Source organism: Butyrivibrio sp. MC2013 (assembly GCF_000424585.1).
Taxonomy (GTDB): domain Bacteria; phylum Bacillota; class Clostridia; order Lachnospirales; family Lachnospiraceae; genus Butyrivibrio.
The window spans coordinates 192,063-212,115 of the sequence record NZ_KE384211.1 but is presented as its reverse complement, the minus strand read 5'-3'; the positions used below and the strand labels follow the sequence as shown (position 1 = coordinate 212,115).

Here is a 20,053-nt window from a genome sequence, read left to right as displayed (position 1 = left end):
CACCTTTAGGTGGTGGGAATATCTTGATTACGGGTGCGGGGTTATAAGCCCCGTACCCGTAGAACTGCGTCAGCAGTGATTTTATAACGAGCAAAAAGCGAAGCGTTTGCGAGTTTAACATTGCTGCTGCCCATAAGCGAGATCAAGTAACCGGCAAAACTATGCTAATAGGCAAGCTAAAGTTATAAATGATAATCACCGATAATCTGTATGGACATTTAGGATGACATAATTAACATATGTATCATGATATGACGAGATATCTAATCATAAGGAGAAATCTGAACATATGGATTCATATAACCCTGAAGGATCTATAGACGAGCTTACCGGCTTATCGAATTATACCCAGTTCCGTAATCTTGCACAGGATGTGATGAACAATCCGGAGCTCAGGAAGCAGATTGCTTTTATCTACTTCAATATCGAAAACTTTCGCTCGTATAATGAAAGATATGGCTCGGCAGCCGGAGATGACTGTCTGGTACTTGTTGCCCGTACCATAGATGCTTTTTTTCCTCAGGAAATCTGCGCCAGAATGGGTGCGGATCATTTTGCTGTTGTTGCGGACAAGACTGATATTGAGGAGAAGATAGAGGGCGTCTGTGATGAATTCAGACCCTTCAGAGTAGATACCAGGCTGCAGCTATCAGCAGGTATTTATCTGCCTGCAGATGATGAGTATGATGCTGTTACCTGTATTGACAAAGCCAAGGTGGCCTGTGATACCATCCGCAATGAATATGACAAGAAGTTTGGTTACTACGATGAAAAGCTGGACCGGACCTATCAGAGAGAGCGCTATATTGTAGCTCAGCTTGACAGCGCCATCGAGAATGGATATATATACCCCTATTATCAATCTATAGTTAGATGTCTTACCGGCAATATCTCCGGTTATGAAGCTCTTGCCAGATGGAATGATCCTGAGATAGGCCTTATTTCACCCGGGGATTTTGTGCCTATTCTTGAGAAGTATCACATGATCAAGAAGCTGGACCTGGCTATCATAGAGAAGGTTTGCATTGACAAGAATCGTATCAAGGCTGAGACAGGCAGTGATTCACCTACATCAGTTAACCTCTCCCAGCAGGACTTTTCCTTTGGTGATATCTTCACTGATGTCCATACCATAATCAGCAGATATGATATCAATCCCTCTGAGATCCATATAGAGATCACTGAGTCTGTTTTTTCCATGGAAAAAGATCTGGTCAATGGCTGCATCAAAAGATTCAGAGAAGCTGGGTATGAAATATGGATGGATGATTTTGGAAGCGGATTCTCATCGCTGAATACTCTTAAGGATTATGAATTTGACTGCCTGAAGATGGATATGAAGTTTATCCATGACTTTACGGATAATGAGCAAACAAGGACTATCCTGGAATCTGTAATGGATATGACCAAGCGCCTGGGCATAAAGACTGTGGCTGAGGGCGTTGAGACCAATGAAGCAGCTGAATATCTAAGAAGTATTGGCTGTGATAACCTCCAGGGCTTCCTCTATTCAAGGCCTGTGGATCTTGAGAAAACTATCTCTGATAACAGGACCAATGAGACCAAGGGAATGAGGAAGTATTATGAAGGTATTGGCAGGCTCAACCTCCTGTCATCAGAGCTTCCTCTTGGTATGTCTGGTGCCAGTGCCCATGATGATTTCTATGGCGCAGCTATGTCTATTGTAGAATGTCAGGGAGATGAGCTGTCCATACTCAATTACAATCCAAAATTCAAGGAATTTCTTGAGTCTATAGATATCAGGACTATCGAAGAAGCTAATGAACTGATGAGTAGGAAGAGAGGTCAGCTTCCATCCAGATTCCTCAATGTGGTGAGGATAGCAAGGAGCAGCGGCAGCTCACAGTCTGTGGACTTTGTTAAATCAGGGCAGAGTTGTAACTGCAGGTTTATACCTATTTCCAGCTACAAGAACAGGAGTGCCTTCCTAAATATAAGTATCAATCTGACAGCTACTGCTGATGTGAGCAGAAGTTCCAGACAGGAAGCTATGCTCAGGTTTGTATACTCCCAGTATAACAGGCTGGATCTGATAGATGTCAACGAAGATACGATCCATAACGTATATATCAATACTGCTCATAGTAGGCTCATAAAAAAAGGCAGCAGCATCAAGGATAGCTATAAAGAGTTTGCCATGGCATTTGTTATGGATGTTGATGTTGAAAGATTCCTTCGCTTTTATGATATCGCTAATCTCAAGGATCGTATTGAGCATACCTTTGGCGATTATGTTACAGACTATTTCCGTTGTCTGGGAGCAGATAGCAGGTATAACTGGCAGCAATTTACTGTTATCAGGGCTGACCTTGATGATCATGAGATGTTTCTCTCCTGTATATCTGATGTTGATATCGATAGGATACGTATGCTTCAGGGGATGGATGAAGCATCAAGGGATCTTCCACGTAATCCGGTATTTATGTGGCTTTCCAGCAGAGGTTATGCGGAGATACTGGGCTATGAGTCATATAAGTCGTTTTTGGACAACTCCTATTATTTTGAAGTCAATCTGACTCAGAACATTGTAAATGAGATGCATCTGGCGGGGGCTGATACCCTTCTTGGAAGAGATTACAAGGAATATACTACAGATTACGAGCAAATGATGAGGATCTTCCTGGATCTGACTACCAATGCTGATGATGAAGAGCGTCTGATGGAGTTCTATAGCAGAGACAAGCTCCTTCGTGAATTTGAAAATGGCAATAAGATAGGCTCCATAGAGTATTGCAGCTATCTGGAACATGGCCCTGTATGGCTCCATTCCTCTTATCAGATGATGAGACTTGAGGAGACAGGCGAGATCATTTGTTATTTCCTGACCTATAATATTGATACATACAAGAAAAAGATATTAAGTGACAGAAGAGCTCTGGAAAGGGATACGCTGACCGGCATATATAACAGGTATAGTGCTGTTCCCATGATCAGAGAATATATGCACAAGCATTCAAGCAGCCAGTGCGGACTTGTCATGATGGATCTTGATAATTTCAAGGAGATAAATGACAAATACGGTCATGAGTGCGGTGATAATATGCTCAAGGCTTTGGCCAGAAAGCTAGACGATAACTTTGGCATGTATGGCTTTGCCTGCCGCCTTGGCGGAGATGAGTTCATGGGCTTTATAAAGGATAGATCAGCACTTTTTGTAGAAGAGTTCCTTGCGAATTTCACTGCAAAGCCTGTTTCTATCACCTATAAAAAGAATAAGGTGAGCTGCACGATATCAGCGGGCTTCGTAATGTTCCCTGAGCACGGAAGAGGCTATCACGATCTGTATCGCAAGGCTGATATGGCGCTGTATAAGGCTAAGTTGGCCGGCAAGAACTGCTTTTGCAAATATATCCCGGATGAAGACACAGGTGATGATGACAAGATCCTCGTAAGGAATGAAGATATCATCCAGAATATCCCTTGCGGTCTGCTGGTATGTACGGTTAATAACGACCATGCAGAGATCATAAGTGTCAATGATATGGCTATCAACATGTGCGGCTTTACCAATCTGAAAGATTTTAAGGAATACTATAATAATTCCTGCGAGAATATCCTCTGGCCTGAGGACAGAGAAGAGCTCCTATGTAGATTCGTAAACTTCGTTGAAGAACATCAGGGTACCAAGGACGTAATGCACTGCGATATGAGGATCATATGCAGTGATAATTCTGCCAAGACTATAAAGGTAGCAGGCAGGGTCCTGCCTGATGCCAAGGGCGATAAGCTCCATATGGTATGGATGGATGAGTGATATGATCAGATTCCGCTCATTAGCATTAAAAATGCTAATGAGCGGTTTTTACGACATAGAAATGCATCCGTGCATTTCTGAGCATGTCGAAATGCATCCTTGCATTTTACGACATAGAAATGCATCCTTGCATTCTACGACATAGAAATGCATCCATGCATTTTACTCCTTATGCACTGTTTTCCGGGGGTGGAGCGGCCCTGCATACAAACCATCTGTAGTTCTCTTCATAGAATAGCCGTACCTCCCGGCCTGAGACCATGCATATATACATGATACCTATGCCGCCTGCATCAGTACTGGCAGCACGCCTACAGCTTCTGATCTTGTCTATATTGTAGCGCCTGCCATCCTCCCAAACGACATACTTGGGCTTTAGAAAGCCGTCTCTGGTAAAGACTGCTTCCACGTCTACATATACTTTCATCAGATTCTCTTTATCATCTACTCTCATAATTAGCATTTTCCTTATACATATTACGTATATTTCTCTTGAAAAAGTTACAGCATTAAGCTATCATAGTCTTAGCATTTATTCGTCTTGATTTTATTTTATGATTTTAAAATGCTAATGTCAACAGGAGGAGATATATGTCATTTGGAGAGAATGTTAGAAGAGCCAGGAAGAGAATAGGTTTGTCCCAGACAGAGCTGGCAGATCAGCTGGGAATAGCACAGAGGACCATATCCTCTTATGAGACTGATATCAGTATACCCAGGACTACCAAGCTGCTAAGAGAGCTGGCTCAGGTACTGGAGGTGGATCCCACAGAGCTGGCATCAGGTGATGACAGATTCCTGATGGAGGCCCAGGAGGAATTTGGCAGAGGCGGCAGAAGAGAGGCAGAGGAGCTTGTAAGCGAGCTTGCAGGCCTTTTTGCCGGCGGCGAGATGGAAGAAGAGGACATGGATACTCTGATGCTGGCAGTCCAGGAGGCTTATATTGATGCCAAGAGAGCCAGCAGAAAGAAGGGTATCGTCAGCGGTAAGAAGAGGAAGAATTAAGCCTTGCTAAATACTAATGAACATATAGTGGCTGCTGCCGATGAGCTGCTAAAGGATGCCGGGACAGGAGATCCCCATGCTCTGGCTTCTTTTCTTGGGATCGAAGTCAGGCCCATTCCTTTTAAGAAACAGAAGGGTGTGTATAAGCTGATATCCGGACAGCCCTATATTTTTATCAAAGAAGATCTTGATGAGGTCTCTTATAAGATGGTGCTCTTACATGAAATTGGTCATGATATGCTCCACAGGGATGCTGCAGGGGTGTTCTTTGACCAGACTCTTTTTGATACCCAGAACAGCCGCATGGAATATGAAGCTAATCTCTTTGCAGCGCACATTCTCATAACTGATGAGGATGTCCTGGAGTGCGTCAGCAGGGAGATGGATATCAGCCAGGCTGCGGGCTATCTAAGGGTAGACAGTAATCTCCTGGGGCTCAAGATATCCGATATGATCAGGAGAGGCTATGACTTCAGGAGGCAGGAGAGCAGGAGTGATTTTTTGAAGGACTAGCTGTATATGGCGATGAGCATGCCTTGCTTTTTATGGTTTTAAAAAGCTGCAAGCCTTGATCTATCAAGACTTGCAGCTATTATTTTATTCCTTATCTTCTTCGGGCTTGTCGCATACATAGCCGCATTCTGTATCGGAGCATACCAGCTTGTTGCCCTTCTCCAGCATCAGACCGCCGCACTGGGGGCATTTGGTCTTGGAGGGCTTTTGCCAGGTCATGAAATCGCAATCCGGGAAGCCGGTACAGCCATAGTAACGACGGCCTTTGCGTGTCTTCTTGATCACTATGTCGCCGCCGCACTTGGGGCAGGTAACATCTATCTTTTCAAAGTAAGGCTTGGTATTGCGGCATTCAGGGAAGCCGGGGCAAGCAAGGAACTTGCCGTGAGGGCCGTATTTGATGACCATCTTTCTGCCGCAGTTCTCGCACTCAATGTCTGTTTCTTCGTCTGCGATCTCTACCTTTTCCATTTCTTTCTCGGCTATATTTACAGCCTCATCCAGGTCAGGATAGAAGTTCTTGATGATAGTCTTCCATTTAACGCTTCCTTCAGCCACGCCGTCCAGGAGAGTTTCCAGATTGGCAGTGAAGTTGACGTTTACTATGGAGCCAAACTGCTCCTTCATGATCTTATTAACTGCTTCACCCAGCTCTGTTACGAATATATTCTTGCCTTCCTTGGTAATATAGTGTCTGCTCAGGATGGTAGAGATGGTAGGAGCGTAGGTTGAAGGACGACCGATTCCCAGCTGTTCCAGATCATGTACCAGAGATGCTTCTGTATAATGACCCTTGGGCTGAGTGAAATGCTGTTCAGGTATGAGTTCCTTGCAGCTAAGAGAAGATTTTTCATCGATACCCTTGACCAGAGTATTCTTCTCGATCTTATCATCCTCATCTGTATATACGTTCATGAAACCGTCAAAGACTGTCTTGGATGCAGCAACGGTAAAACGGCTGCTACCGGCATCTATCTTGACAGAAGTGGTCTCATATTTGGCTGCTGCCATTCTGCAAGCCAAAAATCTTCTCCAGATCAGCTGATAGAGTCTGAACTGGTCACGAGAGAGATAATCCTTGACTGCAACGGGAGTACGTCCTACATCTGTAGGCCTGATAGCTTCGTGAGCATCCTGGATCTTTTGAGCATTCTTGGCCTTGACTTCATCAGAGAGAAGATATTCAGGTCCGAAAGCTTCCTTAATGTACTGGCCGGCAGCTGCAATAGCTTCATCAGAGATACGGGTGGAATCGGTACGAAGATATGTGATCATACCTACGGTGCCGCTGCCCGGTATATCGATTCCTTCATAGAGCTGCTGGGCGATCCTCATAGTCTTTTGAGTGCTGAAGTTCAGAGATCTGGAGGCTTCCTGCTGTAGTGTGGATGTGGTAAAGGGAAGCGGAGGCTTCTTCATCCTTTCGCTCTTTTTAACAGAGTTTACTTTGAATTTGGCGCCTTTAAGAGATGCCATGAGCTGGTCCAGCTCTTCTTTGGATCCGATTTCTTTCTTTTCGTCGCCCTCTCCATAGTAGCGGGCTACCAGGGGCTTCTTTTCACCGGCAATATTCAGGCTGGCGTCCAATGTCCAGTATTCCTTGGGGATGAAAGCGTTGATCTCATCCTCTCTGTCGCAGATGATCCTCAGTGCTACAGATTGAACACGGCCTGCGGACAGACCTCTTTTGATCTTGCCCCAGAGAAGCGGAGATATGCGGTATCCCACCATTCTGTCCAGGACTCGTCTGGCCTGCTGTGCATCTACCAGGTTCATGTCTATTTCTCGAGGCTCCTTAAGGGCCTCCTTTACAGCATTTTTGGTAATCTCGTTGAAGGTAACCCTGTAAACCTTCTTGCCGGTATCCTCCAGCTTGAGAGCGGAGATCAGATGCCAGCTGATGGCTTCACCTTCTCGGTCAGGGTCGGTTGCGAGATAGATCTGATCGGCCTTCTTGACCTTCTTTCTAAGATCTGCCAGGAGATCACCCTTGCCTCTGATTGTTATATACTTGGGTTCGAAATCGTTCTCAATATCGATTCCCATCTGTGATTTGGGGAGGTCTCTTACGTGTCCGTTGCTGGCTGCAACATCGTAGGAGCTGCCCAGGAATTTCTTGATTGCTTTGACCTTGGTCGGGGACTCGACTATAAGTAATTTCTTAGTTCCTGCCATGATTAAAGATTCTCCTTTGGGATTATTTGAGTTGCGGCTTGCGGTCTTTTACCTCATAACTGCAACTTGTATTTTCCTATAAAAAAAGAATTCATTGTCAAGAGTGAACTATACACTTATTTTTACGATTGCGCAATGATAAAAAGAGCCCATTTGAAAATGGGCTCTTAAGATCTGCATATTTTCCGTAACTATTGTTCGGTTTTAAAGCTATGAGCCAGTTGCTAAAAAAAGAACACCTATGGATCAAAAATCAGATATTCAGCTTTTGATATAATCCTTTTTTAATTTTTTGACTTCGTCAAATACCACATCATTAAGGACCTTGATATAGGTGCCCTTCATACCGGAGCTCCTGGATTCGATGACTCCTGCTGATTCAAATTTCCTAAGGGCATTGACTATTACAGACCTGGTAATGCCTACTCTGTCTGCGATCTTGCTGGCAACCAGCACGCCTTCCATACCATCCAGCTCATCAAAGATATGGATGATAGCTTCCATTTCAGAGAAGGAGAGTGTACTGATGGCGGACTTTACAACAGCGATCTTGCGGCTCTCTTCGGCATTTTCTTCATTTACGGCGCGGAGCATCTCAAGGCCCACAACTGTGGTGCCGTATTCGCAGAGTATGATGTCATCGATATCATAGCTGCTGCTAGTCCTGTAAATGAAAAGAGTGCCCAGACGCTCACCTGCGATCTCAATAGGCGTAATGATAGCCTGGTGAACAGATGACTCACTACTTGTAAAGCCCAGAGTTTCCAGGTTGACATTTTCTTTGGTGGAGAGGATGTTGAGGAGCCTTTCGTTGAGCATATTATCAATAAAGCCGCCTACATCATCTACCAAAAGCTCTTCGATACTTTTGTTATCGCCTGTCTTGGCATAGCCCAGGACCTTGCCCTTTCTGGAAATGACCAGAACATTGGAACCAAGGGTATCGCCCAGGACTTCGCAGATATCATTGAAAATCACCTTGCCGGAATTTGAATTATGTAATAATTGACCGATCTTCCTTGTTTTATCGAGAAGTTGAACACTGCTCATTTGAATCTCCTTTTCAAGACGGTTTTGATACTATACAAAATATTCACACATTTCATATAGTATCACATATTAGTCGAATTTACAATGATAATGAGCGAAAAATAAACGATATAAGGGTAATTGTGCAAAAATTCTGACAATATAAAAAGGGTGAATATAAGTCGCCATTTGCTGTATTGATTTTATATTTAACATATTCTTAAATGGCGTATATACAAGGATGTATTATGATATGCTCTGAAGTACAGGGATGTACTTCAATGTCATATATACAAGGATGTACTTCATTGTCATACATTCCGATATATATACGGAATATAGTCTGTAAATTCAAGCTAAATACGTGAAAATTATTGCAAATTTACGAAAAATCGTATATCATAAATATTGAGTAATTGGATAATTTGTCGCGTTTTTTATGACTGTGATGAAATGTTCCGATAAGGGGGAATCTATATGATCAACTCCGGTGTATTTGATTATATTGACGTGCTTCATTCCACTGCTGATGCAGCCTGGAAGAGGAATGACATTATTGCCAACAATCTGGCCAATGCCACAACTCCCGGTTACAAGAGAGAGGATCTGGATTTTGAAGGTGAGCTGGCAAGAGCTCTTGGCAATTCAAAATACAGGTCTCTTGATGCCAAGGTAGCATCCTTAAGGGGGCAGAAGATCACGGGCAGGAGCTATTATGACAGTGCCAATTATTCCTACAGACTTGATCGCAACAATGTGGATCCTGAGCAGGAAAACGTGGAACTGGCTTCTAACCAGCTTAAGTATCAGGGCGTGATCACGTCTCTTACAAGTCAATTTCAGAATTTGCAGACAGCTATGAAGAATCCATCCTGATATAGATAGAGTCAAAGGAGGAATCTGATATGTCATTATTTACATCTTTTGATATCAATGCATCAGGGCTTACAGCCCAGCGCTTTCGCATGGATATCATATCCGAGAATATCGCAAATGCCAATTCCACCAGAAATGAAGATGGGGATCCTTATGTCCGTAAGGTTGTGACTTTTGCGGAAAAAGAGCATCCTTCACAATTTCAGAAAATATTAAACAGCAGACTAAGGTCATATTCCGGTAAGGGTGTAAAGGTCACTTCCGTAAGGGAGGACAATGAGACCCAAATGAATATTGTATATGATCCTTCCCATCCCGATGCTGATGAAGACGGATATGTAACCTATCCCAATGTCAATATAGTCACCGAGATGACTAATCTTATAGACGCAAGCAATGCATATCAGGCCAATCTCACCGCTTTTAATGCCAGCAAGAATATGGCGTCCCAGGGCCTGACAATGGGTAAGAGCTGATAAGAATGCAGCTTTTGTAAGTTTGGATGCTGATCAGACCTTTTTGGGAGCCTGATACAGCTTGTTAGATGCTGTAAGGGGGGTAAAAATGGCAGATATATCCACTATCACCAACGTAAGATCAGGTGCTATAAAAGCGGCAGAAGAGCTTTATAGCAAGGTAAAGAACCCTGTGGCAAGAGTGACTGATGACGGCAATACTTTTTCGATGCTCTTTGACCAGGCTGTGGAAAATATAAATACAACAAATGCCTACCTGTCTGATGCTGAAAATGAAGAGATCAAATGGGCACTGGGACAATCTGAGAATACTCATGATCTGACTATAGCTCTTCAAAAGGCATCTACGGCACTGCAGTATACAGTAGCCATCAGAGACAGGGTACTGACTGCATATAACCAGCTTATGCAGATGCAGTTCTGACATATAACGAGCCTTGCAGACTCCAGAATGCTTCGCATTCTGTCGTTTGGCGATAGTCGCCAAATGCAATCATTCAAAAATGTCTTTTTCTGTGCAAGCACAAAAATACATTTTTGAATGATTGCGCAAGGCTCGTTATGAAGAATATTCAAAAATGTATTTATTGCTGTATTTTTCGGGATGATGACCAGGGGAGGATCTTATGCCGGAACAGATTAAAAATATTCTTGATCGAATCAAAGAGTGGTGGAACCGCTTCACCACCCGTCAAAAGACTCTGATAGTTGTGGTGGCTGCAGCTGCGGTCATGACACTGATCATTCTGGTGACAGTTCTCACACAGCCAAATTATTCTTATCTTGTAACTGCTGAGACGCCTGCAGAAGCGTCTACTATCAGAGACCTTTTGCAGGAAAATTCCATAAGCTATCAGATCGCAGATGATGCTGTGACTTTCAAGGTACTGGATAAGCAGGTGATAGATGCCAGGCTCCTTCTTGCTGCAAACGGTGTACAGGCAGCTGATTATACTATTGATGCTGCTACCAATTCCAGCTTTTCCACCACGGAATCGGATAAGCAAAAGAAGTATGTGGCATACCTGGAAAATAAGCTGACATCTGACTTAAAGACCATAGAGACAATTGATAATTGCCGCATCACTTTACACGTACCTTCAGATGACGGGACGCTGATAGCTTCCAAGGAAAAACCTACTGCCAGCGTGATCCTGCAGCTAAATGATCCCGAGAAATTTACTGATGACAATGCAGCTTATGTTGCAAAGATAGTGGCTACAGCTCTGGGTAATGATTCTACTCAGAACGTTACCATTCTTGATACCTCCGGTAATATGCTCTTTACAGGTGAAAGCGATGATTCCATGGGAACAGCTTCCACCCAACTGACTTTGAAGCAAAAGATGGAAAAATACATCGAGGGTCAGGTAAAGAGTGTCATATTGGGAACTAATCTGTATGACAATGTAGAGGTAGCTCCCAATCTCAGCATGGACTTCTCATCCATAGAAGATACCAATCATACCTATACTCCTGTTGATGGCGGTTCTCAGGGGGTGCTCAGCCATGAAGAGAACTACAAGCAGTCCACCAGCGGCGGAGAGACAGGAGTACCCGGGACAGACACCAATGATGATACTACCTATGTGACCGAGGACAGAGACAATTATCAGTCCTCCACTTCAGAGAATGCCAAGGACTATCTGCCCAATGAGAGGATCACCAACACTCATACGCCTCCGGGCAAAATCAATACAGAAGATTCTTCCATATCAGTATCTGCGATCAATTATATAGTTATCAAACAGGAAGACTACAAGCCTGATGAACATGACGGACAAAGCTGGGCTGAATATAAGGCCAGCCACACGGCGCCTGTGGATGTGACTGACACAATAGATTCAGCTACTTTGATCAGGCTCCAGAACCTGGTATCCACTGCTACAGGCATAAGCAATGAGAATATAACAGTCGCTCTTTGCGATGAAAATGTATATTTTGACAGCGAAGGCCTAAACATATCAGTTACAGATGTGCTGCAGATACTACTGATCCTGGTGATCCTGGGTCTGCTTGCATTTGTAATACTCAGGAGCCTGAGAGCAGAACGACAGGAAGAGGTGGAAGAGGAGCCTCAGGAGCTCTCTGTGGAGCAGCTCTTGGAATCCCAGGCTGCAGAGCATGAGATGCTTGGGGATATTGAGATAGATGAGGGCTCTGAGACCAAGAAGCTCATAGAGCAGTTTATCGAATCCAATCCCGAAGCTGCTGCAAATCTCCTTAGGAACTGGCTGAATGAAGATTTTGGAATGTAAATACTAATATGGGGGAAGTATTATGGCATCTGACAACAGCTTATTGGAGGAAATGACAGGCACCCAAAAGGCGGCAGTACTCCTGATCGCTCTTGGTCCTGAAAAATCTTCTTTGGTATTTAAATATCTAAAGGAAGAAGAGATTGAGGATCTGACTCTTGAGATCGCCAACACCAGAAGCGTGTCATCAGAGGTCAAAGAGGCTGTGATCAACGATTTCTATGGTGTGTGCCTGGCCCAGCAATATATTGCAGAGGGAGGTATCACCTATGCCAAGGAGCTGCTTGAAAAGGCCCTTGGTGAAGACAAGGCTATTGATGTAATCAGTAAGCTGACTGCATCACTTCAGGTTAAGCCTTTTGAATTTATCAGAAAGACTGATCCATCCCAGATACTGACCTTCATACAGGAGGAGCATCCTCAGACCATCGCACTGATATTGTCATATATGTCACCACAGCAAAGTGCTCAGATCTTGGGATCTCTTCCTCCGGACAGACAGGCAGATGTTGCAAAGAGGATAGCTACCATGGACAGAACCAGCCCCGATACCATCAAGGATGTAGAGAAAGTACTGGAGACCAAGCTCTCGAGCCTGGTAAATCAGGATTATACAATCATCGGCGGCGTAGACGCTGTAGTAGAGATCCTCAATACAGTAGACCGTCAGACAGAGAAGCATATCATGGAGACTCTGGAGATCGAAGAGCCCGAACTGGCAGACGAGATCCGCAAGAAGATGTTCGTATTCGAGGATATCCTTATGCTGGACGACAGATCCATTCAGAGAGTGCTGCGTGATGTTGATAATTCCGACCTGGCTCTTGCATGTAAGGCTGCCAATGAACAGGTGCAGAATGCAATATTCAACAACCTCTCCAAGCGTCTGGCTGTAATGATAAGAGAAGATATGGACTTTATGGGTCCTGTAAGAATGAAGGATGTAGAGGAAGCTCAGCAGAAGATAGTAAATATCATCAGAAAGCTGGAGGATTCCGGCGAGATCATCATTTCAAGAGGCGGAGGTGGCGAGATAGTTGTCTAATCTTGTTAAAGGTTACTTTGTCAACCTGGAAACAGATGATGCCAGGGTAATAGATAATAATGAGCTGGTCAATCAGCTGATATTGGAAAAAAAAGAGGAAGAGGCAAAGCGCAGGGCAAAGCTTGCCGAGGCAGAAAACGATGCCTACTATGACGATTATGATCCTGATGAAGGCGATATTGATATGGAGAAGCTTGACAGGCTTACCCAGGATCAGTCGGGCTTTGAGGATATGCCGGCAGAGATGAACCTCACTGACTTTGGGGGTGAGCAGGATGATGTATCCCAGGAAGCGCCTGCTACCCCGGTAGTTCCTCCCAATACTCAGAAAGAGATCGACCAGATCCTTGATGATGCGCAGACTCAGGCGAATTCCATTGTTGCTGATGCCAGAGCCGAAGCAGAGAAGATCAGAAAAAAGGCCCAGGAAGAAGGCAGGAAGCAGGGCTTTGACCAGGGACTTAATGAGGGCCTTGCGGAAGCTGAAAAAAAATCAGCTCAGCTATTAAAAGCCCAGCAGGACAATCTCACTGCCGAATATGAACGGATGCTCATGACTATTGAGCCTGAGATGGTGGAGACTCTTACCAAGATATATGAGCATGTCTTTAATATATCTTTTAGAGAGGATAAGGATATCATACTTCATCTTCTTCAGACCTCCCTGTCCAGGATAGAGCCTTCGGGAGGTCTTATTGTCCATGTATCACCCGATGATTATGACATGATATTTGATGCCAAGAATGATCTGATGCAGAATGTGACCAATCCTGACATCAATATGGAGCTGGTGGAGGATCCCACTCTCCATGAAAATGAGTGCATTATAGAGACTGACGGCGGTATCTTTGACTGCAGCGTGGGAGTAGAGCTGGAGGAGCTCTCCAGAAAGATAAGGCTCTTATCTTACGACCGAAGAAAATAGAGGGAAACTGATGAGCAGCGGACTTATAGATTATGCCAGATACAAAAAGCTTGAGACCCAGACCTTCTACAGGACCAGGGGAAAAGTTGTAAATATTGTAGGTCTGACTATAGAATCCGCAGGTCCCGATGCCAAGATGGGAGATATCTGCTATATCTATCCCAAGCAAAAAGAGGATTCCTCTATAGTAAGACTATCCGGCAGGCCTACAATGGCAGAAGTAGTAGGCTTTGCTGACGGAAGAGTCCAGCTGATGCCCTATGAGAATACCAGCGGAATAGGATCAGGTTCCATTGTGGAGAATACCGAGTCTCCTCTTAGAGTAAATGTGGGAGACGGCCTTTTGGGACAGACACTGGACGGCCTTGGCAGGATAGACGGTACCAGCTTTGGACAGGGGCATTCATTGGAAAATGGAATATCCTATTCAGTTGAAAATCAGCCTCCGGATCCCATGAGCAGAGATCCCATATCTGAGGTGCTTCCTCTTGGCGTCAAGGCAGTGGACGGGCTCCTTACCGTAGGCAAAGGTCAGAGGATAGGCATATTTGCAGGCTCCGGCGTAGGTAAATCCACACTCCTTGGTATGTTTGCCCGTAATACAAAAGCCGATATCAATGTTATAGCCCTTATTGGAGAACGTGGAAGAGAAGTAAGGGAATTTATAGAAAGAGACATGGGACCTGAAGGCATGAAGAGGTCTGTGGTGGTCGTAGCTACCTCTGACAAGCCTGCTCTTGAGAGAGTGAAGGCTGCCAAGACTGCCACCTCCATTGCTGAGTATTTCAGGGATCAGGGCAAGGATGTACTTCTGATGATGGATTCGCTTACCAGATTCTCCATGGCTCAAAGAGAGATAGGCCTTGCCAGCGGCGAGCCTCCTGTATCCAGGGGCTATCCCCCCAGCGTATATGCAGAGATGCCAAAGCTCCTTGAAAGGGCAGGAAGGTCCGGAAAGGGATCTATCACAGGTCTCTATACAGTACTTGTAGACGGTGATGACTTTAATGAACCCATAACAGATACTGCAAGATCCATTCTGGATGGCCATATAGTCCTTAACAGAAAGCTGGCTCAGAAGAATCATTATCCTGCTATTGATGTCCTTCAGTCCATATCCAGATGTATGAGCGCTATAGCAAGCCCTGAGCAAAAAAGAGCTGCAGGACGTTTTAAGAATGTCATGGCAACCTATAATGATGCGGAAGATCTGATCAATATAGGTGCTTATAAGAAGGGAGCAAATAAAAATATTGATTTTGCCATCGAGATGATTGACGGAGTAAATGACTTCCTTCTCCAGGGAACCGACGAAAAGTTCACCTTTGAAGAGATAATGGACAAGCTTTTTGCTCTATTTCCTGATAATAAGTAGGAGTAGTTATGGCCCGTTTCAGATACAGGATGCAGAGCATCCTGGACCTTAAATTAAAGACTGAATCCCAGGCCAAAGCTGAATTTGGAGCAGCTCAGGCACAGCTAAATGAAGAAATGGCCAGGCTTGAAGAGCTTCAAAATAGGCGTGAATTCTATATGTCCGAGATAGTACGTCTCCAGACGGGGCGTCTGGATGTAATGGAGATCCGCTTTAATCAGAATGCTGTAAATAATATGGATGCCCTTATAGAAGCTCAAAAGACTGTGATAGTTAGGGCAGAAAATGCTGTAGATAAGGCAAGAGCAAAGCTCACAGCCGAGATGCAGGAGCGTAAGATGCAGGAGACTCTCAAGGAGAGAGCCTTTAATGAATATCTGGCGGAAGAAAAGGATGCCGAGTACAAGGAAAGTGATCAAAGGACCAGCTTCACCTACGGACGTAAGACTGTAGAAAACAGACGGAGAACAAATGGCTGATAAGAAGAAAAAAGAACCGGAACTGCCGGAATACTCTCTTCCTGATGATCCCCAGGAGGCCATCAAAAAGATAAAAGCTGACAGAAAACAGCTAAAGGAAGAACAAAAGGCCGCCCGTAAGCAGGAGAAACTAAGACAAAAGCAGATGGAGGAAGCTCAGGCCGAGCTGACAGGCGATAAGACTGCAGGCCTTAGCTCTTTTCTTGCTGTGGTTCTTATAGTTCTGTTGTGGGTGCTGCTCATGGCTGTCATGTGTAAGCTTAATATAGCCGGCCTTGGAGAACTGATGCGCCCTGTTATAGGTGATGTGCCTTATCTGTGTAATCTCCTTCCCGATAAAGATGATGAGCTGCCCACGCCTGCTTCCAGCGTATCAGATAACGGGATAGATGAAGCATATGTCAGGCAGCTGGAAAGCGAGCTGGCTCTGGCTCAGAGCAAAAATGCAAGTCTTGCTGCATCCATTGAAACTCTCACCACTGAGGTTGCCAGGCTCACCCCTTTTGAAGAGGAACAGCTATCCTTTGAAGAGGATCGCAAAAAATTCTATGAAGAGATAGTATATTCCGATAATGCTCCGGATGCAGATGCTTATGCCAGCTATTATGCCATGATCTATCCTGACCAGGCAGAGAAGATATATGCAGAGGTAGTAGCCAGACAGATCAGTGATGAAGAGGTCAAGACCTATGTGGCCGCCTTCTCTGCAATGGATGCCGAAAATGCTGCCAATATATTTAACAGTATGCAGGATCTGACCCTGGTTGCACGTATCCTCAATCAGATGAGCAGTGATGACAGGGGAGCTATATTATCTGCTATGAATGTGGATGTGGCTGATGCTGTCACAGAGCTAATGGAGCCTGAGAATCTTCCCGAGCTGTCCAATTACAGATATCGAAAGAGCAGCCTTACAGATGCCGATATTGTGGGCAGCGGGATCAGCGATACGGGCGCATCATCTTCATCAGAAGCTTCTTCAGCTTCCGGAGAAGCTTCGTCAAACTGATTTTTGATATCTTATATATATCCTCTTAAAGCAGGTTTTTGAGCCTATCAAAGCCTTCTTTAAGGGGATTTTTATGTGCAAAAACATAGCTTTTGACCATATTTGAGTGTTATCAGAAAAAAGATATTAAATAGTGCTTTTAAGCTGATTTTCTGATTTTTTAGCAGCTAAGTCTTATTATGCCATGAATGAAGGCCGATATAGTGATTGAAAGGTGTATGCATACGGATATGCATTCCGATCAGACCAAGATTCTTTAAGTATTCTAAGCAAATCCCCGACATGGATGTCAAAGATTTATATGGAAAGAAAGGAGGCATAATGCCGGGACTTAGTGCAGGCGATGTCAGTGCTCTGACAGCAACTCTGCAAACAGGCAGTGCCAGAGCACAAAACGATGTCAAAGCTGACAAAAATGACAAAAGTGAGTTCTCTTTTGCGGATGTAATGAATGATGCAAAGGTCGAAGTCGCACAAAACAGTAACAAGAGACAGAACATGATGCAGGATAATAACCTGCAGGCTGATCGCAATAAGGCTCAGCCAAAGGCAGAAAGCGGCCAAACAAAGACAGAAAAGACAGACGACAATCAGGCTGATAAGGATAAGGGCCAGTTAAAGACTGATAAGCCAGAAGAAAAATCTGTAACTAATGAAACGGGGACTGAGAGCAAGGATAAGAGCGAACTTACAGAAGCTGTCAAAGAAGAAGCAGCAAAAGCAGGTGATGAACTGGTAGAAGATGCTGCAAGGGAGCTTGGAGTAAGTCAGGATGAGATACTCCTTGCAATGGCAAATCTGGGGATCCCCCCGCAGGACCTGTTAAATCCTGAGAATCTCACCAGGCTGATAGTCGAGGTATCAGGTGACGAAGATCTCTCGGTAGTACTCACAGACGAAGACCTCTACACTAATCTTAAAGCACTTATAGAGAGATCGGTCGAAGTTAAGAGAGACCTGGCAGAACAGCTTGGTATCAGCCCCGAGGAACTGGAAAAGGAGCTTCAAAAGTTTACAGGTTATAAGCCCGAAGGTAACGAAGATCCTGCATTCTCAGGTGAGATCACAAAGCTCCTGGGATCAGAGGAAAAGATATCCGGTGAAACAGCTAGTCCTCTTATCCAGGCTAAAGACAGTAAAGAAACAGATGATGGACCAAAGGTAACAGTAAAGGATCTCAGGACAGATGCCTTTGAGGATAAGGTAGATCCAAAGCTTGCCAGTCAGACCTTTGATAATAACAAGGATGCAGATAGCGGTCAGAAGAGATCTTTTACAGATGAAGGCAGTAAAAAGAACGGCTTTGAAGAACTGATCCAGACCACTTCTTTGATAAATGAGAACAGAGGCGCAGGTGAAGTGGTTGCTAATGAGAGACCTGTATATACAGATCAAAGTCAGCAGACAGAAATATTCAGACAGATAGTAGACAGATTAAACGTAACTACAACGGATGAGCTTAGCAAGGTTGAGATGCAGCTCCATCCCGCAAGCCTTGGCACTGTAAAGGTAATGGTACAGCAGGCGCAGGACGGAACAGTAACAGCCAGATTTACAGCTCAGACAGATGCAGTAAGAAATGCTCTTTCATCCCAGATAGTACAGCTTCAGCAAAAGCTGGATGAGCAGGGTATCAAGGTAAATGCAGTGGAAGTGGCAGTTGACACCCACGCCTTTGAACAGAACCTGGAGCAGGGACAAAAAGAGAATAACAGCAGTGAAAACAATGCCCGTCAAAGCAAAACAAGGAGAATTAACCTTGGTGATCTGGACCTTAACATGGAAGATGCCGGGGAGCTGGACGAGACAACCAGGATCGCTGCTGAGATGATGGCTGCAAACGGTAATCAGGTTGATTATACAGCCTGATATGATCGTGGTTTATAGCAGTCAGCAAAGAAAGAAGTGAGGTATTAGCGTATGTCAGTAGATGCGATCGTAAAAGATGGTTCCGTGATCAACCAGTCGGGAGCAGCTTCTAATTCCGAAAACAAGGCTGTTGAGAAGATGAATGACTACAAAGAACAGTTCATGAGTCTTCTGGTAGCCCAGATGAAGTATCAGGATCCTCTGGAACCTACATCCAACACAGAGTATATTTCCCAGTATGCACAGTTTACACAGGTTGAACAGATGCAGAACATGGCAGATGCCATGACTCTTAATCGTGCCTCCGAGATGGTTGGCAAGACTGTTCAGATCGAGGATACCAATGATGACGGAGTAAAGTTCATCAAGGATACCGGTAAGGTAGACTATGTGACTTATTCCGCAGGAGATGCTTATGTGCATGTAAATGGCAATTCCTACAAGGTAAGCCAGGTGTCCAGCGTGCTGGATGACAAGTATTACTCGGATGTGGAGACTTCTGATGAGATCAGGAATATGATGAAGAAGCTTCCTGATGTGCAGAGTCTGACTCTTTCCAGTCAGGCTGATCTGGAAAGTCTGCTACAGGCTTTCAATTCCCTTACAACAAAACCCGGCATACTCTTTGAAGAGTCCGAGCTTAAGCTTATCGATAGCTATGCCAACAGATATGCTGAGCTTCTTCAGACTGCTTATGATGAAGCATCCAGGGAAGAAGCGCCTGATGAAGAAAAAGGCGCCATATCCGGAGTAGAGATGGAGTAAATAGAAGCTATCCTTCTATGAAGTTTCTATTATGAAGTTTCTATGATATGAAAGGAAGGCATATATGGATAGAATAAATCCCTCCTTTCTCTCCATAAATGAAGTCCAGGACAGGCTGCTGGGAAACGGGGCGGGAGCAAAGCCAATTGTAAGGCCTCAGGATGAAGGCGAATCATTTCAGTCAATACTTCAAAGAGAGGCCGGCAAAAGCGATTATCCCAGATTCTCGAGGCATGCATCAGCCAGGTTGTCAGAGCGTAATATCACACTGACTCCGGGGCAGATGGAAAGACTAAACGAAGGCAAGCTCAAGGCAGGAGAGAAAGGGATCCATGATTCACTGATCCTGGTTGACAGCCTGGCATTTATAGTAAATGTCCCAAACAATACGGTTGTCACAGCAATGGATGCGGACAGTGAAGATTCCGGCAAGATTTTTACAAACATTGACGGCGCAGTTATCGCATAACTGATCTGTT

At 44.5% G+C, this 20,053-nt stretch carries 18 protein-coding genes; 15 read left to right on the top strand and 3 right to left on the bottom strand.

Annotated elements, in window-relative coordinates:
* The first annotated feature begins 289 nt into the window (after positions 1-289).
* Positions 290-3,775 (top strand): EAL domain-containing protein, encoded by a 3,486-nt coding sequence (locus tag G636_RS0115360; RefSeq protein WP_026508781.1) that lies wholly within the window; start codon positions 290-292, stop codon positions 3,773-3,775.
* A gap of 169 nt (positions 3,776-3,944) precedes the next feature.
* Here the strand turns inward: G636_RS0115360 and G636_RS0115355 are convergent, their stop codons facing one another.
* Positions 3,945-4,229, bottom strand: coding sequence for a hypothetical protein (locus G636_RS0115355; protein ID WP_242826988.1), 285 nt, complete (start codon positions 4,227-4,229; stop codon positions 3,945-3,947).
* Between the two features lie 137 nt (positions 4,230-4,366).
* Here G636_RS0115355 and G636_RS0115350 point away from each other — a divergent pair, with 137 nt between their 5' ends.
* Both G636_RS0115350 and G636_RS0115345 read left to right on the top strand, forming a co-directional pair.
* Complete coding sequence (locus tag G636_RS0115350; protein ID WP_026508779.1) at positions 4,367-4,780, top strand: helix-turn-helix domain-containing protein; 414 nt, start codon at positions 4,367-4,369, stop codon at positions 4,778-4,780.
* Positions 4,781-4,783: 3 nt separating this feature from the next.
* A complete protein-coding gene (locus tag G636_RS0115345; RefSeq protein WP_051227070.1) occupies positions 4,784-5,293 on the top strand; it encodes an ImmA/IrrE family metallo-endopeptidase in 510 nt (169 codons plus the stop codon).
* 84 nt (positions 5,294-5,377) lie between these two features.
* On the opposite strand, the gene topA is transcribed toward G636_RS0115345, so the two are convergent.
* Together topA and codY are read right to left on the bottom strand one after the other, a co-directional pair.
* Positions 5,378-7,468, bottom strand: coding sequence for a type I DNA topoisomerase (topA, locus tag G636_RS0115340; RefSeq protein WP_026508777.1), 2,091 nt, complete (start codon positions 7,466-7,468; stop codon positions 5,378-5,380).
* 261 nt (positions 7,469-7,729) lie between these two features.
* A complete protein-coding gene (codY, locus tag G636_RS0115335) occupies positions 7,730-8,518 on the bottom strand; it encodes a GTP-sensing pleiotropic transcriptional regulator CodY (protein ID WP_026508776.1) in 789 nt (262 codons plus the stop codon).
* A gap of 456 nt (positions 8,519-8,974) precedes the next feature.
* Between codY and flgB the strand changes: the two genes are divergently transcribed.
* The 12 genes from flgB to G636_RS0115275 all read left to right on the top strand — a co-directional run bounded on the left by flgB (position 8,975) and on the right by G636_RS0115275 (position 20,043).
* Positions 8,975-9,373 (top strand): flagellar basal body rod protein FlgB, encoded by a 399-nt coding sequence (flgB, locus tag G636_RS0115330; protein WP_026508775.1) that lies wholly within the window; start codon positions 8,975-8,977, stop codon positions 9,371-9,373.
* Positions 9,374-9,402: 29 nt separating this feature from the next.
* On the top strand, positions 9,403-9,849 hold the full coding sequence (gene flgC, locus G636_RS0115325; protein ID WP_026508774.1) for a flagellar basal body rod protein FlgC: 447 nt from the start codon (positions 9,403-9,405) through the stop codon (positions 9,847-9,849).
* 88 nt (positions 9,850-9,937) lie between these two features.
* Complete coding sequence (gene fliE, locus G636_RS0115320) at positions 9,938-10,273, top strand: flagellar hook-basal body complex protein FliE (protein WP_035779835.1); 336 nt, start codon at positions 9,938-9,940, stop codon at positions 10,271-10,273.
* A 202-nt stretch (positions 10,274-10,475) separates the two neighbouring features.
* On the top strand, positions 10,476-12,107 hold the full coding sequence (gene fliF / locus G636_RS0115315; RefSeq protein ID WP_026508772.1) for a flagellar basal-body MS-ring/collar protein FliF: 1,632 nt from the start codon (positions 10,476-10,478) through the stop codon (positions 12,105-12,107).
* Between the two features lie 22 nt (positions 12,108-12,129).
* Entirely contained in the window at positions 12,130-13,152 is a 1,023-nt protein-coding gene (gene fliG / locus G636_RS0115310) for a flagellar motor switch protein FliG (protein WP_026508771.1), read from the top strand.
* Complete coding sequence (locus tag G636_RS0115305) at positions 13,145-14,077, top strand: FliH/SctL family protein (protein WP_026508770.1); 933 nt, start codon at positions 13,145-13,147, stop codon at positions 14,075-14,077. The genes fliG and G636_RS0115305 overlap by 8 nt, the downstream gene beginning before the upstream one ends.
* Positions 14,078-14,087: 10 nt before the next feature.
* Positions 14,088-15,452 (top strand): flagellar protein export ATPase FliI, encoded by a 1,365-nt coding sequence (fliI, locus tag G636_RS0115300; protein ID WP_035779833.1) that lies wholly within the window; start codon positions 14,088-14,090, stop codon positions 15,450-15,452.
* Between the two features lie 8 nt (positions 15,453-15,460).
* On the top strand, positions 15,461-15,931 hold the full coding sequence (gene fliJ, locus G636_RS0115295; protein WP_026508768.1) for a flagellar export protein FliJ: 471 nt from the start codon (positions 15,461-15,463) through the stop codon (positions 15,929-15,931).
* Positions 15,924-16,940, top strand: coding sequence for a magnesium transporter MgtE N-terminal domain-containing protein (locus G636_RS0115290; RefSeq protein WP_026508767.1), 1,017 nt, complete (start codon positions 15,924-15,926; stop codon positions 16,938-16,940). The genes fliJ and G636_RS0115290 overlap by 8 nt, the downstream gene beginning before the upstream one ends.
* 321 nt (positions 16,941-17,261) lie before the next feature.
* Positions 17,262-18,809 (top strand): flagellar hook-length control protein FliK, encoded by a 1,548-nt coding sequence (locus G636_RS0115285; protein ID WP_026508766.1) that lies wholly within the window; start codon positions 17,262-17,264, stop codon positions 18,807-18,809.
* Between the two features lie 51 nt (positions 18,810-18,860).
* Entirely contained in the window at positions 18,861-19,574 is a 714-nt protein-coding gene (locus G636_RS18905; protein ID WP_026508765.1) for a flagellar hook assembly protein FlgD, read from the top strand.
* Between the two features lie 64 nt (positions 19,575-19,638).
* Positions 19,639-20,043 carry a TIGR02530 family flagellar biosynthesis protein gene (locus tag G636_RS0115275; protein WP_026508764.1) on the top strand — a complete coding sequence of 135 codons (405 nt, stop codon included), beginning with the start codon at positions 19,639-19,641 and terminating at the stop codon, positions 20,041-20,043.
* Positions 20,044-20,053: the final 10 nt, after the last annotated feature.